Raw genomic sequence first — 26,030 nt, forward strand, 5'->3', positions numbered from 1 at the left:
CATCCGGGAACAAAGATATATTCTCGGTCATCACGACACCGAATCATCGAGAGCCTCTCGAGAGCCTTGGCGCCGCGATGTTCTTTTCGAAGATCAACGTGAAGATCGACCCGGTCCGGCGGTGGCACCGGCCCGACCGGCACGTCTTCGCAAACGGCGCTTGTCAGGTGCTGGCCTTTGCGTTTCTGGAACGCTATCCGGATCTCGAATTCCGCGCCCGATGGATCAAACCGGCCGCCGGATTCAGCGGCAATCACATCTACGTCACCGACGGGATCAACGCCTTCGACTATCACGGCCTCACCACCGAACAGCGCCTGCTCGCGTTGGCCTTCAGGCGCGGCCGGCGATTCTTTCCCGGCTGGGACGCCGCGCTGCTGGACCTGCCGGCCGATGTTCTGGTTTCAGAACCGCGCTCGCGGCAGATCGAGGGACTGTGGCTGCGCGAGCCGAAGCAATTCCTTCATGACGCATTGCCGCGCGCGCGCAAGTTTCTCGACGGGTTCGGCGATATCAGGCCGAAGCTCAGCGTGTCAGCTTCTTGTACTTCACGCGGTGCGGAATGATGCTGTCCTGGCCGAGCCGGCGCATCTTGTCCTTTTCATAATCCTGGAAGTTGCCTTCGAACCATTCGACATGGCTGTCGTCTTCGAAGGCCAGGATGTGGGTGGCGATGCGGTCGAGGAACCAGCGATCATGGCTAATGATGACGGCGCAACCGGCAAAATCCTCCAGCGCCTCTTCCAGCGCGCGCAGCGTGTCGACGTCGAGGTCGTTGGTCGGTTCGTCGAGCAGCAGCACGTTGGCGCCGGATTTGAGCATCTTGGCCAGATGCACGCGGTTGCGCTCGCCGCCTGACAAGGCGCCAACCTTCTTCTGCTGATCGGCGCCCTTGAAGTTGAACGAGGAGCAATAGCCGCGCGAGTTGACCTCGCGCTTGCCGAGCAGGATCAATTCGTTGCCGCCGGAAATCTCTTCCCAAACGTTCTTCTTGCCGTCGAGATCGTCGCGCGACTGATCGACGTAGCCGAGGTGCACGCTTTCGCCGACGGTGATAGTGCCCTGGTCCGGCTTCTCCTGCCCGGTGATCATCCGGAACAGCGTGGTCTTGCCGGCGCCGTTGGGGCCGATCACGCCGACGATGCCGCCCGGCGGCAGCTTGAAAGTGAGATTCTCGATCAGCACGCGATCGCCGAAACTCTTGCTGAGCCCTTCGAAGTCGACGACGTTCTGGCCGAGCCGCTCGGCCACGGGAATCGTGATCTGCGCGGTCTGGCTCTGCTTCTCGCTCGCCTGCTTCAACAAATCCTCATAGCGCTGGTAGCGCGCCTTGGACTTGGCCTGGCGCGCTTTCGGCGAGGACGCGATCCATTCCTGCTCGCGGGCGAGCGTCTTCTGGTGCGCGACCTCCTCGCGGCCCTCCTGCTCGAGGCGCTTCTGCTTCTGCACCAGCCAGGACGAATAATTGCCCTCGTAGGGAATGCCCTTGCCGCGATCGAGCTCGAGGATCCAGCCCGTCACGTTGTCGAGGAAGTAGCGGTCATGGGTCACGATCAGGATCGCGCCGGGATAGTTGCGCAAATGGCCTTCCAGCCACGACACTGATTCGGCGTCGAGATGGTTGGTCGGTTCGTCCAGCAGCAGCAGTTCCGGCTGGTCGAGCAGCAGCTTGCAGAGCGCGACGCGGCGGCGCTCACCGCCCGAAAGCTTTGTCACATCGGAATCGTCGGGCGGGCAGCGCAGCGCGTCCATCGCCTGGTCGACCTTGCTGTCGAGATCCCAGAGGCCGGCGGCCTCGATCTCGTCCTGCAGCCTGGTCATCTCGTCGGCGGTCTCGTCCGAATAGTTCATCGCCAGCTCGTTGTAGCGATCGAGGATCGCCTTCTGCTTGGCGACACCCAGCATGACGTTTTCGCGGACGTTGAGCGCGGGGTCGAGATGGGGCTCCTGCTCGAGATAGCCGACGCGGGCGCCCTCGGCGACCCAGGCCTCGCCATTATACTCCTTGTCGAGGCCGGCCATGATCTTGAGCAGCGTCGACTTGCCGGAGCCGTTGACGCCGAGCACGCCGATCTTGGCGTCGGGGTAGAACGACAGATGGACGTTATCGAGCACCTTCCGGGTCGGGTAGCTCTTGGTCAAACCCTGCATGAAATAGACGAACTGGCGAGCCATCGCGATCCCTGGAAATGGTTGGATTTTACGGAGATTTGCTGCCGCTGATGTAGCGGCGTGGCCGCCAAAGGGCAACCACGGGAACCCGTTTTCCATCCGTTCACCACGGATGAATACGGGTTGGTCACCATGTGGGCCGAGATCCCGACAATTGAAACCTTCTTTTAATAAATCAGGCGAAAACTCGTCTTCAGCGCCGAAAAAGGCGATTTGAAAACAAGGCCCCGCGTCATGGCAACGATCAGTTCGGCATCCCTGCACGCCCCGGCGCACAGCCGCGACGGACTGGCAAAACCGCTGGCAGAACTCCGCGCCTTCTGGCGCCAGTTCATCGCCAAGGCCTTCGACCCCTACCGCCCGGAACTGCACTATATGCGCGGCCCGGGACCGGCCTGGCGCGCCAAGCATCTCGGCCAACAGCGCTGAGCTATCCGGTTATTTGAGGCAGCCCCTCGTTTAAGTCCGCTTGCGCCGTTCCCGATTGCGCGCAACCATGGCGATCTTCCCTGACGGCCATCCCGCGCCGTCATCCTCGCCACCAACGGACCTCCCATGACGCGGCTGCGCTGTGCAATCCTCGACGACTATCTCAATGTGGCGCTCTCGGTCGCCGACTGGTCCAAAGTCTCCGACCGCGTCGACGTCACGGTGTTCAACCAGCCGTTTACGAACGCGGAAACCGCGGCCAGCGCGCTCAAGGAATTCGAGATTATCTGCGCAATGCGCGAACGGACCCCGTTCCCGCGCACGATGTTCGCAGGCCTGCCCAACCTGAAACTCCTGATCACCTCCGGCATGCGCAATGCCGCGATCGACATGGAAGCCGCCAAGGACCACAACGTGGTGCTGTGCGGCACGCAATGGGGCCGCGACCCGACTGCGCCGCTCACCATGGGCCTGATCCTGGAACTGACCCGCAATATCGGCCGCGAGAACGCCCGCATGCATGCCGGCGAGCCGTTGCAGAAATTCGTCGGCATGGAGATCGAGGGCCGGACGCTTGGCGTGATCGGCCTCGGCAAGCTCGGCACGAAAGTATCGAAGCTGGCGCAGGCCTTCGGCATGAACGTGATCGCCTGGAGCCCGAATCTCACGCCGGAGAAGTGCAAGGAAGTCGGCGTTACCTATGTCAGCAAGGACGAGCTGTTTTCGACCGCCGATATCGTCACCATCCATGTGGTGCTGAGCCAGCGCTCACGCGGGCTGGTCGGCGTAGCCGAGCTGGCGCGGATGAAACCGACCGCCTACCTCGTCAACACCGCGCGCGGGCCGATCGTCGACGAAGGCGCGCTGTTGGAAGCGCTGACGCAAAACAAGATCGCCGGCGCCGGCGTGGACGTATTTTCGGTCGAGCCGCTGCCGGTCGACCACCCCTTCCGCAAGCTCGACAACATGGTGCTGACACCGCATCTCGGCTACGTCACCGGCGACAGCTTTCGCAACCACTATCGGCAGATGGTCGAGGGCATCGACGCCTGGTTCAAGGGCGAGCCGAAGCAGCGGCTGGCCTAACGAAATCGCCCTCCCGTTGGAAGCGGGAGGGCGAAAGCCTCGAAGACAATCGGATCTATCGGATCAGCGAATCGTGACCGGCGCGGGCAGCGGCGGCACCACCGCCGGCTGCGCGCCGGGAACGGGAGCCAGTTGGGCCTGTGAAGCCGGTGCAGGGCCTGCTGCGCCAGCGGGGCCACCGGGCGGCGGTGCAGCCGAAGCGGTGTTGGCGGGCGGCGGGCCGCCTTGCATCACCACCACGCGGGTGCCGACCTTGGCGCGCTCGAACAGGTCCGAGACGTCCTCGTTCAGCATGCCGATGCAGCCCGAGGAGACGAATTTGCCGATCGTCGAGGGCTGGTTGGTGCCGTGAATGCGATAGATGGTCGAGCCGAGATACATGGCACGCGCGCCGAGCGGATTGCCGGGACCGCCGGCCATGAAGCGCGGCAGATAGGGCTGACGCTCGATCATCTCGGTCGGCGGATGCCAATCCGGCCACTCCGCCTTGCGGCTGATCTTCTGCACGCCGTTCCAGGTGAAGCCGTCGCGGCCGACGCGGACGCCGTAGCGAATCGCGCGGCCGCCACCGAGCACGTAGTAAAGGTGGGTATTGGAGGTATCGACGACGATGGTGCCCGCGGGCTCCTTGGTCGCGAAAGACACTTCCTGGCGGCGCAGGTGCGGCGGAAGCTGCGCAGGGCCCACTTCCGGCTGCTCTTCCGGTGGCAGCGCAGCGAGCTGCACCGGCCTGCCGTCGGCGCCGACGGCGGATTGCTGCGGTGCGCCGGTGGCGGGCGCAGCGCCAATCGCGCCGGGCGGGCGCAGGCCAGCGCGGTCGTCGTTCGGATAGACGATGCCGGCGCCGGGAATGCGGCTGTCGTCGCGATCCGAATAGACCGGCTGCTGCGAGCCACCGGGCGGGCGGTCCGCATAGATCACCGCCGGCGGACCGGCCGGACGGCCGTAACGCGGATCGTCGGGAGAAAGGACCGGGCCCGTGGGCATCGGCGCGCCACGGTCTGAATAAACGGGGGCACCGGCCGGGCGGCCATAACGGGGATCGCTGGGCGACATCACCGGGCCGGGCGGCGGCAACGCGACCGCGTTCTGACCGTTCGGCGCATCGTCATCATCCAGTGCGTCGAAATCGGGTTGGCCGGGACCGCGGCGTTCATCCGTCGCATAGCCACCGGGCACATACGGCCCCGGAGCCGTCGAATAAACCTGGCCGGGTGCCGGATAGCCCTGCTGCGCATGGGCAAGCGAAGTTCCCGCCATGCCAGCGGCAATGGCTGCACAAATCGTCAGAATGCGGTTGTTCATCATCGCCTTACGTTAGACCCCAAGCCCCACCGGACGGTTAACGGCAGATGACGGAAGATAGCGGCACATTCAAGACGTGTCCGCGAAATTCGGCCCACACCGGCCATTTGTGATCGCTGCCGGGCTGCGGCAAAGATGCCTCAGCGCGCCGGAAATCGCATCGGTCTGACATGAACGACGTCAGACCGCAGATTTTGTTAACAAAAAGCCACCCGGTGTTGAGATACTCTTAAATCGGCCTGATTCGTCGCGCGCTCGCCCCTCGCGAATCGGCCGCACAGTGGTCACCGCGTTCCCTTGGCATCAATAGCCCTCCAAACATAAGGAGGGGGATGGAACTCGCGTCCATGCTTCCCGGCTTTCGTTTCCTGTTCACCGCGATCGTGCTTTCGATGTCGGTCCTGATTTTTGGGCTTGGCGCCGCCGCCCTGTTGCGTGCCGCGCATGAGGAATTTGCCAACCTTCCCTCGCGACGGGTGACGCCCGAGCCGAGGTTTGTCCGCCGCAATGACGGCCCGCCACCGACGCTGGCGTTGCTGCGCGTCGATCCGCCGGTCGCGGAGAAGCCGGCGGAGAACGTCTCCGCCGCCGCAGTTCCGGAAGCAACCATCGATGCCCCGGCACCGGCCGGGCAAACCCCGGACACTCCTCCGCCCGAGAAACTGGCGGCGCTGCAGCCGGCAGAGCCGATGCAGGTCGAAGCGGCAAAGCCGGAAGCCCCGGCACAGCAGGCCAGCGCGGAGACACCGGCCGCTCCGGCGCCTGCGGCCGAAACCGAAGCGCCCGTTGCCGCTGCGGAAGTAAAGCTCGCCGCCATCCCGGAAATGCCGGAGCCGGCCGCTGCCACCCCGCCTCCACCGACACCGGATATCTATTCATTCGAAGGCAACGTCGCCGCGGCCCGGATCGCGACGCTCGGCGGTCCCGCCGTCATCGTCGACGAAATGACCGCGGCCAAGGAAACCAGGACAACGGAAGCCAGGACGACGCAACCGAAGCCGGACCAGAACGCCGTCAAGAAGCGGACTGCCGAGCGGGCCCAGGAACGACAGCGGATTGCCGCGCGGCGGGCGCGTCTGGCGCGGGAGGCGGCGCTGGCTCAACAGCAACTGCAGGCCAACCCGTTCGCGCAACTCCCGGTCGCACGCGCGACGCGGTAGCGTCGCGACCCAAGGGATCAGGCCGGGCCGGTCGCGACCGGCGGGCCGTCGGCTGCGCCCCACTCCGTCCAGGAGCCGTCATACAGCGCCGGGTTCTCGACGCCGAGGCGATAGAGCGCAAGCGTCAGCACGGCAGCGCTGACGCCTGACCCGCAACTCGTCACGATGGGCGCTTCGAGTTTCACGCCGGCGCCTGAGAACGCCGCCCGCAATTCGTCCAGCGACTTCATCGTGCCGGTCGCGGCATCGAACAGGTTGTTGTAGGGCAGGCTGAGACTGCCCGGGATATGGCCAGAGCGAAGGCCCGGCCGCGGCTCGGCGACCTTGCCCTGATAGCGCTCGTTGGCGCGCGCATCGATCACCTGCTCGGCGCGGCTGGCGAGGTTGGTGACCAGCTGCTGCATGCTGCGCGTGCGCCGCGCATCGAACGCCGCCCTGAACGTCGCAGGCCTCGGCGTCACCTCGCCCTTCTCGACCTTGCGGCCCTCGGCGACCCACTTTTTCAGGCCGCCATTGAGAATGCGGACCTCCTTGCCGAACGACAGGAACATCCACCACACCCGGGCTGCGGCGACCCAGCCGCCGGAATCGTAGAGCACGACGGTATCGTCATTGCCGATCCCGAGGCCGCCGACATCGCGACCGAATTGTTCGGCGGAAGGAAACATGTGCGGCAGCGGGTTGGAATGGTCGGACACCGCGTCGACGTCGAAGAACACCGCGCCCGGAATATGTGAGGCGAGATAGTCGTCCTTCGGCAGCGGCAGCACGCCCGGCATCTTGAACGAGGCGTCGATCACCTTGACGTCGGGATCGGCGATGTGCGCGGCGAGCCATTCGGTGGAGACGAGCGGGTCGTTGGTGGCGGGCATGGATTTCTTCTCCGGCGTTGGGCTAGGTCGTCATAGCCGGGCTTGTCCCGGCCCTCCACGTCTTCACTCGCCTACGCAAGGACGTGGATGCCCGGGAAAAGCCCGGGCATGACGGAGATAACGAACAACGGTTCGAACTACCCCTTCTTCTTCGGCTCCCACTTCTCGACCGGGCCGCCGGCATCGCGCCAGGCGGCAAAGCCGCCGCCCATATGGGCGACCGGCTTCAGGCCCATGTCCTGTGCGGTCTTGGCCGCAAGCGCCGAGCGAAGTCCGCCGGCGCAGTGGAAGATGAATTTCTTGTCTTCCTGGAAGATCGGCTTGGCGTAGGGGCTTTGCGGATCGATCCAGAATTCCAGCATGCCGCGGGTGCAGGAGAAGGCGCCGGGGATCTTGCCGTCGCGTTCGATCTCGCGGGGATCTCTGATATCGACGATCACGACATCAGGTTCCTGCGCGGCCTTGATGGCGTCCGTCGCGCTGACGGTCTCGATCGCGGCGTTGGCTTCGTCGATCAGGGATTTGATGCCGCGGTGGATGGTCTGGGGCATTGATTGCACCTTTGTTGTTCTATCGACGTCCGCCGCATCGACGGCGCGACCTTACCGCACCAGTTCCTTCATCGCGCCTTCGAGGCCCTCGATCGTGATCGGATACATACGCTCCGAAAACAGCCGGCGGATGATGGTGGTGGATTCCGAATAGTCCCAGTGCTTCTGCGCCACCGGATTGAGCCACACCGCATGCGGATAGGTGCGCGTGATGCGATCGAGCCAGACCGAGCCGGCCTCCTCGTTGACGTGCTCGACCGAACCGCCGGGCACCATGATCTCGTAAGGCGACATCGAGGCGTCGCCGACGAACACCACCTTGTAGTCATGCGGATACTTATGCAGCACGTCCCAGGTCGGCGTGCGGTCGGTGAAGCGGCGCTTGTTCTGCTTCCAGACGCCTTCATACAGGCAATTGTGGAAGTAGAAATATTCCATGTGCTTGAACTCGGACTTCGCCGCCGAGAACAGCTCCTCGACCTGCTCGATATGTGAATCCATCGAGCCGCCGATATCGAAGAACACCAAAACCTTCACCGCGTTGCGGCGCTCGGGTCGCATGTGGACGTCAAGATAGCCGTGGTTGGCGGTTTCCCGGATGGTGGTGTCGAGGTCGAGTTCGTCGGGCGCGCCGGTGCGGGCGAACTTGCGCAACCTGCGCAGCGCGATCTTGATGTTGCGGATGCCGAGCTCGACATTGCCGTCGAGGTCCTTGAACTCACGCTTGTCCCACACCTTGACGGCGCGGTTGTGGCGGTTCTTCTCCTGCCCGATGCGGACGCCTTCGGGATTGTAGCCGTGGGCGCCGAACGGCGAGGTGCCGGCGGTGCCGATCCACTTGTTGCCGCCCTGGTGGCGGCCCTGCTGTTCCTTCAGGCGCTGACGAAGCGTCTCCATGAGCTTGTCCCAGCCCATCGCCTCGATCTGCTTCTTCTCTTCCTCGGTGAGGTATTTTTCCGCGAGCTTCTTCAGCCATTCGGCGGGAATGTCCGCCTTGTCCATGGCGTCCAGCAGGCTTTCCAGCCCCTTGAACACGGTGCCGAAGACGCGGTCGAACTTGTCGAGGTTACGTTCGTCCTTCACCAGGGCGGCGCGCGACAGGTAGTAGAAGTTCTCGACCGTCTGATCGGCGAGGTCGGCGTCGAGCGCCTCCATCAGCGTCAGATATTCGCGCAGGGTCACCGGGACCTGCGCGTCGCGCAGCGATGTGAAAAATTGCAGGAACATGGGATACAGATTGCCCGCCGGACCGCGCCCGTCAAGAGCCAGCGCATGCCAAAGCCCAGCGCATAGCTGTCAGGCCTAGACCGGGAAGCTTTTTCAATTACAATTGAGCCATAAAGGGCTTATTCCGGCAGGGGAAATTCAATGGGCATCATTGCGGCGCTGATCATTGGCGGTATCGCGGGCTGGCTTGCCGGGCTGATCGTGCGCGGCGCAGGGTTCGGGCTGATCGGCAACATCGTAATCGGCATCATCGGCGCGCTGCTGGCGAGCTGGCTGTTGCCGCAGCTCGGCGTCAGCCTGGGCGTCGGCTGGGTCCGCGACATCATCAACGCCACCATCGGCGCGGTGATCATCCTGGTGATCCTGTCGCTGATCAAACGCTGAGGATAGCGCCTCAAATCCAATCGCGACCGCCGGACCGGCGGTCGCTTACCGTTCGGGCCGCGAGCGGCCCAAGAACTAGCAACAAGGCAAACGGATAGATGAAATTTACCGGCACCAAGGACTATGTCGCCACCGACGACCTCAAGGTCGCCGTCAACGCCTCGATCGTGCTCGAGCGGCCGCTGCTGATCAAGGGCGAGCCCGGCACCGGCAAGACCGTGCTGGCGGAGGAAGTCGCCAAAGCGCTCGGCGCGCCGCTGTTGACCTGGCACATCAAGTCGACCACCAAGGCGCAGCAGGGCCTGTACGAATACGACGCGGTGTCGCGCCTGCGCGACAGCCAGCTCGGCGACAGCAGGGTTTCGGACATCTCGAACTACATCAAGCGCGGCAAATTGTGGGAAGCCTTCACCCACGACAAGCGCCCGGTGCTTCTGATCGACGAAATCGACAAGGCCGATATCGAATTCCCGAACGACCTGTTGCTCGAACTCGATCGCATGGAGTTCTTCGTCTACGAGACCGGCGAGAATATCAAGGCGAGCCTGCGCCCGATCGTGATGATCACCTCCAACAACGAGAAGGAATTGCCGGACGCGTTCCTGCGCCGCTGCTTCTTCCACTACATCAAGTTCCCCGACGCCGACACCATGAGCCGGATCGTCGACGTGCACTTCCCCAACATCAAGAAGCGTCTGGTGGAAGAAGCCCTGCGCATCTTCTTCGAGGTGCGCGAAGTGCCGGGCCTGAAGAAGAAGCCCTCGACCTCCGAGCTGCTCGACTGGCTCAAGCTGTTGTTGAACGAAGACATCACCCCGGAAATGCTGAGGGAGCGCGACCCGCGCAAGCTGATCCCGCCGCTGCACGGTGCGCTGCTCAAGAACGAACAGGACGTGCATCTGTTCGAGCGGCTGGCCTTCCTCAGCCGCCGCGAGGTGTAGTCCGCGAAACCTCTACAGCGCCAGAACCCAAGGGGTTCTGGCGTTTCGTTTTTAAAAACAACAAACGAAAAAAGAACAGGGCAGATGAACGTTCAAATCCAGATCGACAAGGCGTCGCCGCGCACGACGGAGCATTTCGACGTCCTGATCGCCGGCGCCGGCATTTCCGGGGTTGGCGCGGCCTATCACCTCACCACGCAATGCCCGGGCACGAGCTTCGTCGCGCTGGAAGCCCAAAGGACCTTTGGCGGCACCTGGACCACCCACCGCTATCCCGGTATTCGCTCCGACAGCGATCTCCACACCTTCGGCTACCGCTTCAAGCCGTGGACTTCAGCGCCGATCGCCAGCGCGGCCGAAATCCTGAAATACATGGGCGACGTGATCGAGGAGAACGATCTTTCCCGGCACATCCGCTACCAGCACACCATCACCTCGGCGAAATGGTCGAGCGCGGAAAACCTATGGACCATCGAGGCCACGCGGACCGACACCGGCGAGCAGCTTCGCTTCACCACCAATTTCTTCTGGATGTGCCAGGGCTATTACCGCCACACCGAGGGCTATACGCCGGAGTGGAAGGGCATGGCTAAATTCAAGGGCCCAATCATCCATCCGCAGAAATGGCCTGAAGATATCGACTACAAGAACAAGCGCGTCGTCGTGATCGGCTCGGGTGCGACCGCGGCGACGCTGATCCCGGCGCTGGCCAACGATTGCGCGCATGTCACCATGCTGCAGCGTTCGCCGACCTATTTCCGCACCGGGCGCAACGCGATCGAAATCGCCGAGGAACTGCGGAAGCTGCAGGTCGACGAGACCTGGATTCACGAGATCACCCGGCGAAAAATCCTGTTCGACCAGGATGCCTTCACCCGCAAGACTTTTGAGGAGCCGGAAGCGGCCAAGAAGGATCTGCTGTCGGCGGTCGAAGCCTATCTCGGCAAGGACTACGACATCGCGACGCATTTCACGCCAAAGTACCGGCCGTGGCGGCAGCGCATCGCCTTCATCCCGGACGGCGACCTGTTCCAGGGCATCAAGTCCGGCAAGGCCTCCGTCGTCACCGACGAGATCGACCGCTTCACCGAAAAGGGCATTCTGCTGAAATCCGGCAAGGAGCTCGAAGCCGACATCATCGTCACCGCGACCGGCTTCAACCTCTCGGCCAATGGCGACATCGAATTTGCCGTCGACGGCAAGAAGCTCGACTTCGCCGACACCGTGACCTATCGCGGCATGATGTTCACCGGCGTGCCGAATCTCGTCTGGGTGTTCGGCTATTTCCGCGCGAGCTGGACGTTGCGGGTCGACCTCGTCGCGGACTTCGTCTGCCGGATGCTCAATCACATGAAAGCGACCGGCGCGAAAAAAGTGACGACGCAGCTCCGCCCCGAAGACCACAACATGCCGCTATTGCCCTGGATCGATCCCGAAAACTTCAATCCCGGCTACATGATGCGCGGCATGCATCTGCTGCCCAAGCGCGGCGAAAAGCCGGAATGGCAGCACAACCAGGACTACTGGGCGGAAAAGGACGAATTCCCGGCGATCGACCTCAAGGACAAGGCGTTCGTTTACGGCTGACGCCTGACGACGGGTGAGGGCTGCGTCCCCTCGCCCGGCACTCTTCAAGCGGGATGCGCCTCGATCACGTTGAAGCGGCCGGCTGGATGGGCCGTAGCCAGATCGAAGCCGCTTTGATCGAGCAATTCGCGGTAGTGGCCCTCGGTGCGCTCGCACCCTCCCGGCCCGCGAAGCATGTTCAGATCGCTCAACGCGTGCGCCTTGTCCTCGTCCGTGGCGGCCGGCTTTTCCGGCATCAGCCGTTCGACCAACAGCAGCTTGCCTTTGCTCGGGAGTGCCTCGCGGCAATTTCGCAATATTGAGATACTGCGCGCGTCATTCCAATCGTGGATGATGCTCTTGAGGATGATTGCATCCGCGATCGCCGGAATGGATTTGAAGAAATCGCCGGCGACGAATTCCACGCGGTCGCTGATGCCGATCTGCCGGAGATGTTTGCTTGCGGCCTCGGCACAGCGCGGAAGATCGAAAACCGTTCCGCGCAGTTTAGGGTTTTGTTGCGCGATGGCGCCGAGCAATTCGCCGGATCCGCCGCCGACGTCCATCAGGTGGGAGAACCCGCTGAAATCGTAGGAGCGAAGGATATCCGGCGTGACCAGCCGCGTAAGCTCCGTCATCGCCGTATTGAATTTGTCGACGGTCTCAGGCGATCGACCCATCAGTTCGAAACTATCGGCGAGGCCTTGCAGTTCCGCCGCGCTCTTGCCGGTCATCACCGATTCAAGCATTCCACTCCAGCGCTTCGAAAGCATTTCGGCTTCAAAGATTGCCCAGCCCTTTAATGATTGCGCCGCTTCGCCGTCGAGGCCGGCACCCACCTCCGTCAATGCGTAAGAACCTTCGCCAGTCCTTTCGCATATGCCGATGGTGGAAAGCACGGTCAGCAGACGTCCGAGCGACCGTTCATGCGCGCCGGTTGCCTTTGCGAGTTCGCCGAGCGTCTGCGGTCCGCCCCGCAACAGCTCGGCAATACCTAGTCTGACCGCCACATAAATCACGGCGGTCACACGGTGCGACTGAACCAGATCGAAAAGCTTGAGGACCGATACTTGCGATGCCATCGTGTCTCCCCTCACCCAGTTATTGCGGATTCCGGATATCGATTATCTTGGCTAGTTCGTTCATTGCCGATCGCTGTTTTTCGATCCCTGCCTTCAGTTCCTCAGTCGTGCCGCTCAGCACATTGTGCCCGCCTGCCTCCAGTTTGCGGCGAACATCGGCATCCCCACAGATCGCGGCAACGTCCGCGGCAATTCGGTTTCGCAGCGCTTCGGATACGGCCTTGCCGCCAAAAATTCCCGCCAGGCCCTCGATTTCAAGCTCGGGATAACCGAGTTCGCGAACGGTCTTGACGTCGGGCAGCGTGGCGGCGCGGCTTGGATTGGCGACGGCCAGAAAGCGCGCCTTTCCGGCCTGAACGGGCGAGGACGACGCCGTCAATGACGTCAGGAGCGCCTGGATCCGGCCTTCGCCCAGATCAGCCTGGGGCTGGGAAGCATCGCGATAACTGACGAAGTTCATCTTGAGATCGCGTTGCTTCAGGAATGCCGATAAGACAAACCGCGGCAAGGTCGGCCCCGACGTCCAGGCATATTTCCCCGGGTTGGCCCGCAACGCCTCGACGAGCTCCGGGATGCTGTTGACGGATAGCTGGTTGCTGACCGTGAGCGTCAAAACGATCGCAGTGGTGGCAGAGATCGGCACCAGATCGCTGTTGACGTCGTATGGCAGCTTCTCGACCAGCATCGGCGCGACGGTGACCGAGCCGGCCACGGTATACAACAGCGCATGATCATCATGGCTTGCCACGAACGAACCGACGCCGATCGTGCCCTCGGCGCCGGGCCGATCCTCCACGACGACGGGCTTGCCCCATTTCTTGCCAAGCGCGTCGGCGAAAATCCGGGCCGCGGCATCGTTGGCGCTCCCCGGCGGAAACGTCACGATCAGCTTGACCTGCCGCTCGGGCCAATCCGCACTCGCAGACACGGGCACGACAAGAGCCATGACCAAGGCCGCAACGCCCGCGAGCGCGCGCAGCCGCCGCGCGTTGCGCCAACCGGACTTTCCGGGAGCCAGGCGATCAGCAGTCGAGGCTGAACCACGAGACATCAGCGGGAACATCGTCACGGTTGCCTCCCATTGGTTGCAGGCTTGGATCGACGCTGCAGCTTTCGTCGGCCGTTGCTCAGGCGACCGCAGCGGTCACGTGCTTCGATGACACGTGCCGGTCTGCCGTGCGCAGAAGCCCTGCTGGCCGACGATCAGGGTGGCGGCAAACCGGAGTTGGCGAAATGAGATAATTCACAAAGAATTTGTATACTATGGAGGTATTTTAATACTTTTATTGCCCCCATTTGCCATTCCATCGCTGTATCTGTATACATCCTGCACACTGAAGGGAGTGCAGTCATGCCGTCATCGTTCCCGCTCAATGCCTGGTACGCCGCCGCCTGGGATGTCGATCTCAAGCACGCACTGTTTCCCCGCACGATCTGCGGCAAGCATGTCGTGATGTACCGCCAGTCCAACGGACAGGTGTGTGCGCTGGAGGACGCCTGCTGGCACCGGCTGGTGCCGCTGTCCAAGGGACGACTCGATGGCGACACCGTCGTCTGCGGCTATCACGGGCTGAAATTCAATGCACAGGGCCGCTGCACCTACATGCCCTCGCAGGACACCATCAACCCGTCGGCCTGCGTGCGCTCCTACCCCGTGGTCGAACGGCATCGCTTCATCTGGCTGTGGATGGGCGATCCGGCGCTGGCGGACCCTGCGCTGGTGCCCGACATGCACTGGAACGACGATCCGGCCTGGGCCGGCGACGGCAAGACCATTCATGTCAAGTGCGACTACCGCCTCGTGGTCGACAATCTGATGGATCTGACCCACGAGGCCTTCGTGCACGGCTCCAGCATCGGCAATGACCACGTCGCCGAAGCCCCGTTCGATGTCACCCATGGCGACAGGACCGTGACGGTGACGCGCTGGATGCACGGCATCGACGCGCCGCCGTTCTGGGCGGCGCAGTTGCAGAAGCCGGGCCCGGTCGACCGCTGGCAGATCATCCATTTCCAGGCGCCCGGCACCGTCAATATCGATGTCGGCGTTGCACCTGCCGGCACCGGCGCGCCCGAAGGCGACCGCTCGCAGGGCGTCAACGGTTTTGTGCTCAACACCATGACGCCGGAAACCGCCACCACCTGTCACTATTTCTGGGCCTTCGTCCGCAGTTACCGGACCACCGAGCAGAAGCTGACCACCGAAATCCGCGACGGCGTTGCCGGCATCTTCCACGAGGATGAAATCATCCTCGAAGCGCAGCAGCGCGCGATGAACGAGAACCCCGACCGCACCTTCTACAACCTCAACATCGATGCGGGCGCGATGTGGGCGCGGCGCGTGATCGACCGCATGGTCGCGCGCGAAACCGGACCGCAGACCGTCCAGGCCGCGGAGTAAGAACATGAGCGAACGCGACGCCGAGCGCTCCGTCTCGCAGACCGTGCGCGCGCAACTCGCGCTGCGCGACATGATCCTGTCGGGGCGGCTGCGCCCAGGCGAACGCATCAGCGAATTGCAGGCGGTCGATATCACGGGCGTGTCGCGGACGCCGGTACGGCTGGCGCTGGTGCGGCTGGAGGACGAAGGCCTGCTGCAGGCGATCCCCTCCGGCGGCTTCATGGTGAAGGCCTTTACCGAACGCGACATTCTGGACTCGATCGAACTGCGCGGCACGCTGGAAGGCCTCGCCGCCCGCTTTGCGGCCGAACGTGGCGCGAGCGCGCGCAGCCTCGAGCCATTGAAGGAATGCCTCGGCGATCTCGACCAACTGGTTCGCCAGGACCCGATGTCGGTCGAAGCCTTCTCCGCCTATGTGACCATGAACGCGCGCTTTCACGCGCTGCTCAACGAACTTTCCGCAAGCGCACCGCTGATCCGCGAAATCGATCGCGTCTCGGCGCTGCCGTTCGCCTCTCCCAGCGCCTTCGTGATGGCGCAGTCGGCGTTGCCGGAGGCGCATCAGATCCTGCTGCTCGGGCAGGATCATCATCGCATCGTGGTCGACGCCATCGAGAACCGCGAGGGCGCGCGGGCCGAGGCCGTAATGCGCGAGCATTCGCGGCTTGCCGCGCGCAATCTGCGGCTCGCGATCCGAAACCGCACGCATCTCGAACTGATGCCTGCGCTGGCTCTGCTCAAATCGTCAGCCGAATAGGAAAGCGCCCATGCGTTTTGCCGAGCAATGGAGCTGGTGCACCGTCGAAGCTGTCTACGACGTGACGCCCACGATCCGCGAATTCAGACTGCGCCCCGAGAACGGCCATGTAGCGCCCTACCCGGCCGGCAGCCACATCGGCGTTACCGTGCTGATCGACGGACAGCCGGCGCGGCGCTCCTATTCGCTGGTGGAGAACAGCGATCCCAACACCTACCGCATTGCGGTCCGGCTGGCGCCGGACAGCCGCGGCGGCTCGCGCGGCATGTGGAATTTGCGGCCGGGCGCGCGGATCGAGACTTCAAATCCGGCGTCCCTGCTTGAAATCGACTGGACGCGGAAGAACTACTGCCTGATCGCCGGCGGCATCGGCATCACGCCGATCACAGGTATCGCAGCCGCCCTGCGCCGCAGGAATATCGACGCTCCCCTGCACTACGCCGTCAAATCGCGCGGCGATGCCGCCTTCCTCGACGAGCTATCGACGCTGCTCGGCGATCTCTTGATCGTCCACACCTCCGACGAAGGCGCGCGGCTCGACCTCGATGCCACCTTCGGCGCGTTGCCTGACGATGCCATCGCCATCATGTGCGGACCGATGCGAATGCTGGAGGCGGCGCGGCGCGCCTGGAACGACGCGGGACGCGCGCCGGCTGACTTGCGCTACGAAACCTTCGGGTCCAGCGGCCTGAAGCCGACCGCGGAATTCCGCGTGCGGATGAAGGATACCGACACCGAACTCGTCGTGCCGCAAAACAGTTCGATGCTCGACGCGCTCAACGCCGCCGGCTTCGAGGTGATTTCGGACTGCCAGCGCGGCGAATGCGGCGTCTGCGCCGTCGATGTCGTTGCCGTCGAGGGCGAGATCGATCATCGCGACGTGTTCTTCAGCGACCAGCAGAAGCACGACAATCGCAAGATCTGTCCCTGCGTGTCTCGCGCGATCGGTGTCGTCACCATCGACACGCTGTACCGGCCGGAAGCCGCGCATCATTAAGCGAATTTCGCTGCGAGTGGCGAAAACTCTCTCCACCCGAACGGTGTCACTCGCTGCGGCAGCGCCACCCCGCCCCTCCGCCGCATGCGCGAGCGGAAGCTCAGCCTTTCGGCGGAACGGGTCGTGGGCTCATAAACCAGAAATGTCCGCGCAGGCTTTGTCCAAGAAGCGTTGAACCGCTTCGAGATGGGAGTTACTCTAAAAAAATAGAACAAATGTTCGCCTATTGAACAAATTGGATCGAGGAGGATGCGATGGTCTGCAAGTTGACGGCGCTTGCGGTTGTTGGGGCGGGAATGTGGTTCGCAAGCGCTGCACCTGCGGCCGCCCAGCAGGGAGACCTCAACGCGCCTGACCTCGTCCTCATCAACGGAAAGGTGCTGACGCTGGACGAACAATCGACCGTGACTGAGGCGGTCGCCGTCAGGGAAGGAAAGATTCTCGCGACTGGAAGCAGCGCATCGATCAGGTCGCTTGCCGGCGCTCGGACGCGCGTGCTCGATGTGTCTGGCAAGACCGTCATTCCCGGATTGATCGATACTCACGCTCACTTCAAGGCAGCTGGTCTTGCCGACTATGTCGTCAACATGAGCCGAGCGAAGACGGTCGCGGAAGCGCTCGAGGCGATCAAGGCATTCACGGCCAGGAAGAAGCCGGGCGAGTGGATCGTGGGTGGCGCGTGGCATCCGCCGTCGCAACTCGCCGAGAAACGCTATCTGACCAGGCAGGAGATCGATAGCGTCGCTCCGGACAATCCGGTCTACCTGCGCACCGTCGGGCATTTCTCGATGGCGAACACCATGGCTCTGCAAAAGGTAGCGGTCGACAAGACCACTGCGGATCCGAGCGGCGGATCCTTCGAGCGCGACGCTGCCGGTGAATTGACTGGCGTCCTCGTCGAGACCGCAATCGATCGGGTCGAGAAGGCCGTGCCGCCGTGGACGGAAGACGATGAAATGCGGCAGTTCACAATTGCCGAAAGCGTGCTGAACAGCTTCGGAATCACGAGCGCGGTCGAAGGCGCAACGGAAGCCCGCGATATCCGTACGCTGCAGAAGCTTGCCGCGTCCGGAAAAGCGACCTTGCGCACCGGCGTGATGTTCCGGCCAGAGCCCCCTGCCGATCTGACCGCGTGGGAAGCGATCATGTCGGGCAACGGGGCCTCGTCGGGTTTTGGCGACGATTGGCTCAAATTCGCCGGCATCAAGATCTTCTACGACGGCGGCATGACGCTGAAGACCGCGCTCATGCGCGACGTCTATCCCGATTCACATGACAACTACCACGGCATCGCGCAGCAAACGCCTGAACGGCTGAAGCAACTCGTCTCGATCTGCAACCGCTACGGCTGGCGTGTCGGCGTGCACGTCGTCGGCGACCTCGGTATCGACCAGGTGCTCGACGCGCTCGAGGCAGCCGACAAGGAAAAATCGATCCGGGATCGTCGTTTCGTCCTCATCCACGCCAGTCTGATCAGGCCGGAGCAGTTGGAGCGTGCGCACAGGCTGGGAGTCCGCATCGATTTCCAGAACGTCTTCATGTGGGACAAGGCCGCGACCGTCGAGCGGTTTCTGGGGCGGGCGACCGCTGACCGCGCCGTGCCGACCAGGACGCTGATCGCGAAAATGGGGCTCGACAGTCTCGGCGCCGGAACGGACTTCCCCATTAATCCGGTCAACCCGTTCCTGAACATGTACATCATGGTGACCAGGAAGGATCCGAATGGAAACGTCTACGGCGCTTCGGAAGCCATCAGTCGCGAGCAGGCCCTGCGCCTCTACACCAGTGCGGCCTCGCACTACACCTTCGAGGAAGCGCAGAAGGGGACGATCCGGCCCGGAAAGCTTGCCGACTTCGTGGTGCTCTCCGCGGACTACATGGAAGTGCCGGAAGAGCAGATCAAGGACATCAAGGCGGACCTGACGCTGGTCGGCGGCAAGGTCGTCTTTCAGCGCTGAACCGCAGCCTCGTCTGGGACAGGGCCCTTTGGGATCCTGCGAGGGCCGATTATCGGTATTCCGTCGCATATTTGCGGCCGATCTCGTTGACCTGTTCCCGGGTCAGCTGCTTTGGCGGGACCCCGGGCGGATTGCAGGTGTCGCGAAAAAAACCGTCCAAGCCGGCGGGCGCCATGATCCAGAGCAGTAGCAGTTCGTGATCGGGATTGGCGAATCCATGCCAGGCATTGCTGGGAATGAATATCGTTCCACCCTTCTCGAAGGGGTGTTGTGCATCGTTCAATGTGAAAATTCCGCGGCCTTCCAGAACGTAGAAGGCTTCGTCCATCTGCAAGTGTCGGTGGATCGGAATGCCCGCACCGACCGGTACCTGCTGAGTACCCAAGCAAAGATTGTCCGAGCCTGTGGCGGGGCCCGCCTTGATGAAGATATTGCCGGCGTCGCGAAAATGAACGAGATGTTCGCCTTCAGTGGCGCCAAGCACATATCCCCGTGACGCCGCGGTCTGAGCCTGGGTCATGCTGATGCTCCGATCCGATGGACCTGGATGCTATCATTCAGCACCTCATGCATCCACCGGCTCCAATGTCGGTTCTTGGCACCAAACGGACGTGTTCGCTCGAGCGGCGAATGTCTGTTGTTGGGGATAGATCAGACCTGCCTGGCCACCGCCGCCACTTCCGAGTTTGACCCATACCGGAAGTCTTGCCTGCTGGCCCTGCGAACATGCAATGGTATGACAACCGCTCGCGCTATCAGCGGAGTAGGTGTTCAAAGCAACTTCAGCGTTGTAGCAATGATTTCACCATCTGCCGGAGCCCGTCTGCGAGATCCTGCGGCCGATAAAGATAGAAGCCATGGCGACCTGGGACGATCAGCACCTCTGCGTTGAGCAGCTTGGCCAACGCGAGCGTAACCTCTTTGTAGGCGGGCAAGGTCTCATTGGCGAACATAAGCGCAATTGGCGCGGTGAGGCTCGTGAGGTCTTCGGTCTTGGGCTGCCAACTCGCAAAACCTGGGCTCTCGATCGAGAGAATCGTGTCGGCATTGCCGAGCATTCGCTCGAGGATTTCGCCTGGGATCGCCGCGAATACCGCATCATCGTTAAGGTAGCGCATGAGCACCTCGATCGCTTCGCGACGCCCTCCTGTCCGGAGAGCTTCCTCAAGTAACGCGCGTCGTGGTGCAAGAGCGATCATCGGATCAGGCAATAGTGAGAAGAGCGACGGCTCCTGCACAACTCCCGCCCGAACGACCGCCGGATGCCTGATCATTAAATCCAGTGCGATCAAGCCACCGGCACTCGCGCCAAAGACCACAGCCGGCGCGAGGTCAAGGGCGTCAATGAGGCCCGCCGCGTCGTCAGCTTGTTCAGCCACCGACGTCGCCGTCCAGCCTGTCGGGCGAGGACTCCGCGAGTTACCGCGCCGATCGTAGGTCACGACAGTGAATTCGTCGGCCAGCAGGTCAGCCGCTCGCGTGAAGTTGCCCGCATCTCCCGTCGATCCGGCGATCAAAAGAACCGCGGTGCCGGTTCCTTGCTTCTCGTAGTAAAGCGTCGTCCCGTTGACGACCGCAAAATCCTTGATCTTGTGGGGCGTTTTCACGACGTCTACCCCCTGCGCGACACACTTCTATGGTTGCAGTTGGAACGCTACCATTTCGACCGTAGACGCGCCGAGGTACGGGTTATGGGTCACGGATTTCACGATGGCGCGCGGCCCTGCAGCATACCAATAGGTGGTCGTGATCACCGCGTCGAATTGGCTGTTTATAGGCGATGTTCCGCTGACCCAACCCTTCGACACCAGCTTGAACGCTTCGAACTCGCCCGCAGGTACTACGATCCTCTCATGTGCGGCCACTTCCACGTCGACCACAATGCTCCCCATGGACCCTTTCGGCTTGAAGAGCCAGTCCGTGGCGTAGCGCCAGCGCTTGCCGACCTCGAGCGGAAAGCTGAGTGCCTTGGGGTTCGACTGTTTTCTCTCAGGCGAGTCGATAACGCCCAGATCAGGGGTCATCCGCAATGGCTCCCCATTCTCGGTCCCCGAGATTTCGGTTTCGGTAACGGAATCGATCGCCCAGGTAAGGTTCGGCTTCGTCGAGGCTTCACTGTAATAGCGGACAAATTGCCATCGATCTCCAACCTTGACTTCGGGGCGGTCCGTCTTCTGTGCCGACGCCGGTCCGGCGAGCAGCGCTAATCCAACGCCGATGCTAAAAGGAATTCGCACGAAAACCCCCATTGTCGCGCCGAATAGCTAAAGCCAATTTCTAGGGCCATCCTCGACCCTGGACTGCCGAAGCACAAGGCCCGGCTCGCCTGATCGGTGACGAACTGGCCCGTACTGGATGCGGTGAATATCCTGGGCCGATGTCAGCTTCTGGCACTTTTCGGACCTGCCGTCGTCACCTGACGATGTCCGCTTCCGAGAGCGAACCGGACATCTCTGTCACTAGGCCAGGCTTCCGAAAGTGATCCGACGTCTGCATTGGCGGACATCGGTCCACAATCCTGCTATATTACCATTCAATTTCCCCGAGCCCGGGGGTCGATCTTGAGCAGCGAGCACGTCGAGCGGCGACTGGCGGCTATTCTGGCGGCGGATGTCGCGGGCTCCTGCCGCTTGATAGGGATCGACGAAGAAGGCACGCTGGCGCAACTGAAAGCGCTCAGAAAAACGCTTTTCGATCCCAAAATTGCTGAGCATCACGGACGCGTCGTCAAGAATACCGGGGACGGCGCTATTGCCGAGTTCGCCAGCGTGGTCGACGCCGTCCGATGTGCCGATGAAATTCAACGCGGCATGGCCAAACAAAATATCGACGTGCCGCAGGACAAGCGTATCGAACTCCGCATCGGCATTCACGTCGGTGATATTATTATCGAGGAAAACGATATCTTTGGTGACGGGGTCAATATTGCGGTGCGTCTCGAAGGGATTGCAGAGCCTGGCGGTATCAGCATCTCGGACGACGCTCGTCGGCAAACTCGTGGCAAGGTAGATGTAACGTTTGAGGATTTGGGTTCGCAATCCTTGAAAAACATCGCCGAACCGATGCGGGTCTGGCGCGTCCCATACGGTCGCGCCGTGCCAGCCGTGCCGAACCGCTGGCCTGTTGAGGAGACCCTTGCTCTGCCCGATAAACCCTCGGTCGCCGTTCTCCCCTTCACCAATCTGAGCTCCGATCCGGAACAGGAATACTTCGCGGACGGAATGGTCGATGACATCATCACGGCGCTGTCTCATTTCAAGGCGCTGTTCGTCATCGCCCGCAACTCGAGCTTCGCCTACAAGGGACGCGCCGTCGACGTGAAGCAGGTCGGGCGCGAGCTTGGGGTGCGCTACGTGTTGGAAGGCAGCGTTCGCAAGGCGGCAAATCGAGTGCGCATCACGGGACAGCTCGTCGATACCGCCACCGGGGCACATCTTTGGGCGGACCGGTTTGATGGCGGGCTCGGCGACGTCTTCGATCTGCAGGACCGGGTGACTGAAAGCGTTGTCGGGGCGATCGCGCCAGCGCTGGAAAAAGCCGAGATCGAGCGTGCCAGGCGCAAGCCGACCGAGAGTCTCGACGCCTATGCCCTCTATTTACGCGGGTTGGCCAGATTTTATCAGGTTGCAAGCAGGCAAGCGAACGAAGAGGCATTGCGCCTGTTCAAGAGCGCGATCGAGCTCGACCCGGATTTTGCATCTGCCTACGGTCGTGCCGCCCATTGCTACGCCATAGGCAGGGCCAATGGCTGGCTTTCAGTCACACCGAACGAGATTGCTGAGGTGACAAGGCTCGCCCAGCGGGCGGTTGAGTTGGGCAAGGATGACCCGATCGCGCTCGCCGCCGGCGGGTGGGCGCTAACGATTATCGTTCGCGATCTCGAGGTGGGCGCTGGCTTGATCGATCGCGCCCTTGTGCTCAATCCCAATTTGGCCGAGGCATGGAGTTTCGACGGCTGGGTAAAAAACTGGCTCGGCGAGCCGGAAGCGGCGATCGAGCGCTTCGCGCGTGCCATGCGCCTGAGCCCACTTGATCCGTCGCTGTTACGAATGCCAAGCGGGACCGCGCATGCCTATTTCTTCCTGGGCCGCTATGACGAGGCGGCGTCGTGGGCCGCAATGGCATTGCAGGACAATGCGGACTATCAACCTGGATTACGGATCGCCGCCGCAAGCAATGCGATGGCCGGGCGGCCGGAGAAAGCACATAAGGCCCTGGCCCGGCTGCGGCTGCTGAACCCGACGCTACGTGTTTCCACTCTCAAACACGTGTTGGGCCCTTTCAGGCGGGCCGAAGACCTTTTGCGATACGAAGAAGGATTGCGCCAAGCCGGGCTGCCCGAATGACCATCGCAGCTAAGTGCTCGCCCGTGACGATGAGGTGATCGAGCAGAGCGGCGATTTCAGCTCATGGCACTTTTCGGACCTGCCGTCGTCACCTGACGATGTCCGCTTCTGAGGGGCGAACGGACATCTCTGTCACCAGGCCAAGCTTCCAAAAGTGATCGGACGTCTGCATTGGCGGACATCGGCCCGCAATCCTGCTATATAACCATTCAATTTCCCCGAGCCCGGGGGGCGATCTTGAGCAGCGAGCACGTAGAGCGGCGACTGGCGGCTATTCTGGCGGCGGATGTCGCGGGCTCTTGCCGCTTAATAGGGATCGACGAAGAAGGCACGCTGGCGCAACTGAAAGCTCTCAGAAAGACGCTTTTCGATCCCAAAATCGCTGAGCATCACGGACGCATCGTCAAGAATACCGGGGACGGCGCTCTCGTTGAGTTCGCCAGCGTGGTCGATGCCGTGCGATGTGCCGACGATATCCAACGCGGCATGGCCGAACAAAATATCGATGTGCCGCAGATCAAGCGGATCGAATTTCGAATCGGCATTCACGTCGGTGATATAATCATCGAAGAGAACGATATCTTCGGTGACGGGGTCAATATCGCGGTGCGTCTCGAAGGGATCGCAGAACCAGGCGGCGTCAGCATTTCAGACGATGCTCATCGGCAAATTCGAGGCAAGATCGGTATCGATTATGACGATATGGGTCCGCAGGTATTGAAGAATATCGCCGAGCCAATGCGCGTCTGGCGCGTGCGCATCGGCCCGAGCTTTTCGCCGGCAATGCTAACAAAACCACCGATCGAGACTGCCTTGCCGCTCGCTCTCCCCGACAAACCCTCAATCGCTGTTCTGCCATTCACCAACATGAGTGGTGATCCGGAACAGGACTACTTTGCTGATGGAATGGCCGAGGACATCATCACGGCGCTGTCTCATTTCAAGGCGCTGTTCGTCATCGCCCGCAACTCGAGCTTCACCTACAAGGGGCGCGCCGTCGACGTGAAGCAGGTCGGGCGCGAGCTTGGGGTGCGCTACGTGTTGGAAGGCAGCGTTCGCAAAGCGGCAAACCGAGTGCGCATCACGGGACAACTCGTCGATACCGCCACTGGGGCACATCTTTGGGCAGACCGGTTTGATGGTGGGCTCGGCGACATCTTCGATCTGCAGGATCAGGTGACTGAGAGCGTTGTCGGGGCGATCGCGCCAGCGGTGGAAAAAGCCGAGATCGAGCGCGCCAAGCTCAAGCCGACCGAGAGTCTCGATGCCTATGCCCTCTATTTGCGCGGTTTGGCCAGGTTTTATCAGTATACTGGCCGGCAAGCGAACGACGATGCATTGCGCCTGTTCAATAGCGCGATCGAGCTCGACCCAGATTTTGCGTCCGCCTACGGTCGTGCTGCCTTTTGCTTCGCCTTTGCCAAGGCCAATGGCTGGATCTCAAACACAGCGAACGAGATTGCCGAAGTGACGAGGCTCGCTCAACGGGCGGTTGACTTGGGCAAGGATGACGCGATCGCACTCGCCGACAGCGGCTGGGCGCTAGCGTATGTTGTTAACGATCTCGAGGTAGGCGCCGCATTAATCGATCGCGCGCTCGTGCTTAATTCTAATTTAGCCGAGGCATTTTTTTGCGGCGGCTGGGCAAAGAACTGGCTCGGCGAGCAGGAATCTGCGATTGAGCGTTTCGCGCGCGCCATGCGCCTGAGCCCACTCGGTCCGCGGGTAATAGGAATGCGAGTCGGGACCGCGCACGCACATTTCTTCCTGCGCCGCTATGACGAAGCGGCATCGTGGGCGGCAATGGCGTTGCAGGACAATCCAAATTTTCAATCTGGATTACGCATCGACGCTGCAAGCAATGCAATGGCCGGATGCCCGGAGCGAGCACATAAGGCAGTGGCTCGGCTGCGGCAGATCAATCCCGCGCTACGAGTATCCAATCTGAAAGACGTGCTGGGTCCGTATCGGCATGCCGAAAATCTTGCGCGTTACGAAGAAGGATTGCGCCAAGCCGGGCTGCCCGAATGACCAACGCAGCCAAGTGCTCGCCCGTGACGACGAGGTGATCGAGCGGAGCGGCGACTTCAGCTCATGGCACATGCGAGTTTCGGCGAATGTCCGCTCGGCGCCATCAATCGCCGCTGCGGGCAAACGGATGCAGACGCGCGCAGTCTTCAAGCAACGGCTTAATCAGCCGCAATTCCAGATCGGCCCGATCGGCGTCCGCGTCCAGCAAGGGCCGAAGCTGCCGCCATTGTAGCGACCGCCGTAAAAGCCGGGCCGGCCGAAATAGTGCCAGTCGCCATCGTACCCGTAATAACTTGGAACTGGATCGATATACCAGGGACGCCGGTTGTTCCGCGCCATGCGCAAGACCGCAGCTCTCTGCTTGTAAGCTGGCAGGCTGTTATTCGGTGGCTGTTGGTAGCCCGGCAGGAAGCCGTATCCGTGCCAGCGTGGCGCCGGCCGTTTATGAGCCGGCGCAGCCGGCGCGACGACCGGCAGCAGCGACAGGACGATAGCAATCAATGGAAGCACGAGGCGCAACATCAGCGCACCATAGACGGCCGGCTGTTGAGAGGCGATTCAAATCTGGTGCGCAAGGCAGCCCAGCCGCTTCCGATTCGCTTGCGAACGAGCGCTTCGAGGTCGCAGTTATCAAAGATCTAATTGAGGCGCCCGAAATGCGGCGATGTTCGGAGCGTGAGAAGGTGGATCTGTTCATTTCGTTCGCGAGAACGATGCACTCCGTCCTGGCTGTTCCAAAAAATGGACCAGCCACGGATAACGATC

General features: G+C 62.1%; 24 protein-coding genes. 13 read left to right on the plus strand and 11 right to left on the minus strand.

Annotation, left to right across the window (positions count from 1 at the left end; all coding sequences use genetic code 11):
• Positions 1 to 77: 77 nt before the first annotated feature.
• Positions 78 to 566: a hypothetical protein gene (locus ACVWVY_RS41520; RefSeq protein ID WP_456631801.1), complete on the plus strand. Its 489-nt coding sequence runs from the start codon at positions 78 to 80 to the stop codon at positions 564 to 566.
• Here ACVWVY_RS41520 and ettA read toward each other — a convergent pair.
• The gene (gene ettA, locus ACVWVY_RS41525; RefSeq protein ID WP_456631802.1) at positions 526 to 2,175 is read right to left on the minus strand and encodes an energy-dependent translational throttle protein EttA; all 1,650 of its coding nucleotides are present in this window, start codon (positions 2,173 to 2,175) and stop codon (positions 526 to 528) included. The two genes, ACVWVY_RS41520 and ettA, sit on opposite strands and share 41 nt — an antisense overlap.
• A gap of 231 nt (positions 2,176 to 2,406) precedes the next feature.
• Between ettA and ACVWVY_RS41530 the strand changes: the two genes are divergently transcribed.
• Positions 2,407 to 2,601, plus strand: coding sequence for a hypothetical protein (locus tag ACVWVY_RS41530; RefSeq protein WP_456631803.1), 195 nt, complete (start codon positions 2,407 to 2,409; stop codon positions 2,599 to 2,601).
• Between the two features lie 126 nt (positions 2,602 to 2,727).
• Positions 2,728 to 3,687 (plus strand): D-2-hydroxyacid dehydrogenase family protein, encoded by a 960-nt coding sequence (locus ACVWVY_RS41535; RefSeq protein WP_456631804.1) that lies wholly within the window; start codon positions 2,728 to 2,730, stop codon positions 3,685 to 3,687.
• A 63-nt stretch (positions 3,688 to 3,750) separates the two neighbouring features.
• On the opposite strand, the gene ACVWVY_RS41540 is transcribed toward ACVWVY_RS41535, so the two are convergent.
• Positions 3,751 to 4,995: a L,D-transpeptidase family protein gene (locus ACVWVY_RS41540; protein ID WP_456631805.1), complete on the minus strand. Its 1,245-nt coding sequence runs from the start codon at positions 4,993 to 4,995 to the stop codon at positions 3,751 to 3,753.
• Between the two features lie 329 nt (positions 4,996 to 5,324).
• Here ACVWVY_RS41540 and ACVWVY_RS41545 point away from each other — a divergent pair, with 329 nt between their 5' ends.
• The gene (locus tag ACVWVY_RS41545; RefSeq protein WP_456631806.1) at positions 5,325 to 6,152 is read left to right on the plus strand and encodes a hypothetical protein; all 828 of its coding nucleotides are present in this window, start codon (positions 5,325 to 5,327) and stop codon (positions 6,150 to 6,152) included.
• Between the two features lie 17 nt (positions 6,153 to 6,169).
• Here ACVWVY_RS41545 and sseA read toward each other — a convergent pair whose 3' ends face one another.
• From sseA to ACVWVY_RS41560, 3 genes are all read right to left on the minus strand, one after another.
• Positions 6,170 to 7,024 carry a 3-mercaptopyruvate sulfurtransferase gene (gene sseA / locus ACVWVY_RS41550; protein ID WP_456631807.1) on the minus strand — a complete coding sequence of 285 codons (855 nt, stop codon included), beginning with the start codon at positions 7,022 to 7,024 and terminating at the stop codon, positions 6,170 to 6,172.
• A gap of 137 nt (positions 7,025 to 7,161) precedes the next feature.
• Positions 7,162 to 7,575 (minus strand): rhodanese-like domain-containing protein, encoded by a 414-nt coding sequence (locus tag ACVWVY_RS41555; protein WP_456631808.1) that lies wholly within the window; start codon positions 7,573 to 7,575, stop codon positions 7,162 to 7,164.
• Between the two features lie 51 nt (positions 7,576 to 7,626).
• Positions 7,627 to 8,802 carry a vWA domain-containing protein gene (locus ACVWVY_RS41560; protein ID WP_456631809.1) on the minus strand — a complete coding sequence of 392 codons (1,176 nt, stop codon included), beginning with the start codon at positions 8,800 to 8,802 and terminating at the stop codon, positions 7,627 to 7,629.
• A 141-nt stretch (positions 8,803 to 8,943) separates the two neighbouring features.
• Here ACVWVY_RS41560 and ACVWVY_RS41565 point away from each other — a divergent pair, with 141 nt between their 5' ends.
• The 3 genes from ACVWVY_RS41565 (at position 8,944) to ACVWVY_RS41575 (ending at position 11,714) form a co-directional block, all read left to right on the plus strand.
• Complete coding sequence (locus ACVWVY_RS41565) at positions 8,944 to 9,186, plus strand: GlsB/YeaQ/YmgE family stress response membrane protein (protein WP_456631810.1); 243 nt, start codon at positions 8,944 to 8,946, stop codon at positions 9,184 to 9,186.
• 98 nt (positions 9,187 to 9,284) lie between these two features.
• Entirely contained in the window at positions 9,285 to 10,127 is an 843-nt protein-coding gene (locus ACVWVY_RS41570; RefSeq protein ID WP_212420366.1) for an AAA family ATPase, read from the plus strand.
• 84 nt (positions 10,128 to 10,211) lie between these two features.
• The gene (locus tag ACVWVY_RS41575; protein WP_456631811.1) at positions 10,212 to 11,714 is read left to right on the plus strand and encodes a flavin-containing monooxygenase; all 1,503 of its coding nucleotides are present in this window, start codon (positions 10,212 to 10,214) and stop codon (positions 11,712 to 11,714) included.
• Between the two features lie 44 nt (positions 11,715 to 11,758).
• Here the strand turns inward: ACVWVY_RS41575 and ACVWVY_RS41580 are convergent, their stop codons facing one another.
• Positions 11,759 to 12,775: a methyltransferase gene (locus ACVWVY_RS41580; RefSeq protein ID WP_456631812.1), complete on the minus strand. Its 1,017-nt coding sequence runs from the start codon at positions 12,773 to 12,775 to the stop codon at positions 11,759 to 11,761.
• A gap of 19 nt (positions 12,776 to 12,794) precedes the next feature.
• Positions 12,795 to 13,838: a Bug family tripartite tricarboxylate transporter substrate binding protein gene (locus tag ACVWVY_RS41585; RefSeq protein ID WP_456632455.1), complete on the minus strand. Its 1,044-nt coding sequence runs from the start codon at positions 13,836 to 13,838 to the stop codon at positions 12,795 to 12,797.
• A gap of 288 nt (positions 13,839 to 14,126) precedes the next feature.
• Here ACVWVY_RS41585 and ACVWVY_RS41590 point away from each other — a divergent pair, with 288 nt between their 5' ends.
• From ACVWVY_RS41590 to ACVWVY_RS41605, 4 genes are all read left to right on the plus strand, one after another.
• Positions 14,127 to 15,176: an aromatic ring-hydroxylating dioxygenase subunit alpha gene (locus tag ACVWVY_RS41590; protein ID WP_456631813.1), complete on the plus strand. Its 1,050-nt coding sequence runs from the start codon at positions 14,127 to 14,129 to the stop codon at positions 15,174 to 15,176.
• Between the two features lie 4 nt (positions 15,177 to 15,180).
• Positions 15,181 to 15,933 (plus strand): GntR family transcriptional regulator, encoded by a 753-nt coding sequence (locus tag ACVWVY_RS41595; RefSeq protein ID WP_456631814.1) that lies wholly within the window; start codon positions 15,181 to 15,183, stop codon positions 15,931 to 15,933.
• Positions 15,934 to 15,943: 10 nt separating this feature from the next.
• The gene (locus tag ACVWVY_RS41600; RefSeq protein ID WP_456631815.1) at positions 15,944 to 16,930 is read left to right on the plus strand and encodes a PDR/VanB family oxidoreductase; all 987 of its coding nucleotides are present in this window, start codon (positions 15,944 to 15,946) and stop codon (positions 16,928 to 16,930) included.
• A gap of 254 nt (positions 16,931 to 17,184) precedes the next feature.
• Positions 17,185 to 18,888 carry an amidohydrolase gene (locus tag ACVWVY_RS41605; protein ID WP_456631816.1) on the plus strand — a complete coding sequence of 568 codons (1,704 nt, stop codon included), beginning with the start codon at positions 17,185 to 17,187 and terminating at the stop codon, positions 18,886 to 18,888.
• Positions 18,889 to 18,937: 49 nt separating this feature from the next.
• Here the strand turns inward: ACVWVY_RS41605 and ACVWVY_RS41610 are convergent, their stop codons facing one another.
• The 3 genes from ACVWVY_RS41610 to ACVWVY_RS41620 all read right to left on the minus strand — a co-directional run bounded on the left by ACVWVY_RS41610 (position 18,938) and on the right by ACVWVY_RS41620 (position 21,137).
• Positions 18,938 to 19,372: a cupin domain-containing protein gene (locus tag ACVWVY_RS41610; protein WP_456631817.1), complete on the minus strand. Its 435-nt coding sequence runs from the start codon at positions 19,370 to 19,372 to the stop codon at positions 18,938 to 18,940.
• A gap of 298 nt (positions 19,373 to 19,670) precedes the next feature.
• Positions 19,671 to 20,495, minus strand: coding sequence for an alpha/beta fold hydrolase (locus ACVWVY_RS41615; protein WP_456631818.1), 825 nt, complete (start codon positions 20,493 to 20,495; stop codon positions 19,671 to 19,673).
• A 27-nt stretch (positions 20,496 to 20,522) separates the two neighbouring features.
• Complete coding sequence (locus ACVWVY_RS41620) at positions 20,523 to 21,137, minus strand: hypothetical protein (protein ID WP_456631819.1); 615 nt, start codon at positions 21,135 to 21,137, stop codon at positions 20,523 to 20,525.
• 312 nt (positions 21,138 to 21,449) lie between these two features.
• On the opposite strand from ACVWVY_RS41620, the gene ACVWVY_RS41625 reads away from it, so the two are divergent.
• Positions 21,450 to 23,234: an adenylate/guanylate cyclase domain-containing protein gene (locus ACVWVY_RS41625; protein ID WP_456631820.1), complete on the plus strand. Its 1,785-nt coding sequence runs from the start codon at positions 21,450 to 21,452 to the stop codon at positions 23,232 to 23,234.
• 237 nt (positions 23,235 to 23,471) lie between these two features.
• On the plus strand, positions 23,472 to 25,265 hold the full coding sequence (locus ACVWVY_RS41630) for an adenylate/guanylate cyclase domain-containing protein (RefSeq protein WP_456631821.1): 1,794 nt from the start codon (positions 23,472 to 23,474) through the stop codon (positions 25,263 to 25,265).
• 162 nt (positions 25,266 to 25,427) lie between these two features.
• On the opposite strand, the gene ACVWVY_RS41635 is transcribed toward ACVWVY_RS41630, so the two are convergent.
• Positions 25,428 to 25,787: a hypothetical protein gene (locus tag ACVWVY_RS41635; protein WP_456631822.1), complete on the minus strand. Its 360-nt coding sequence runs from the start codon at positions 25,785 to 25,787 to the stop codon at positions 25,428 to 25,430.
• Between the last annotated feature and the right edge of the window lie 243 nt (positions 25,788 to 26,030).

The organism is Bradyrhizobium sp. URHC0002, from assembly GCF_054059515.1.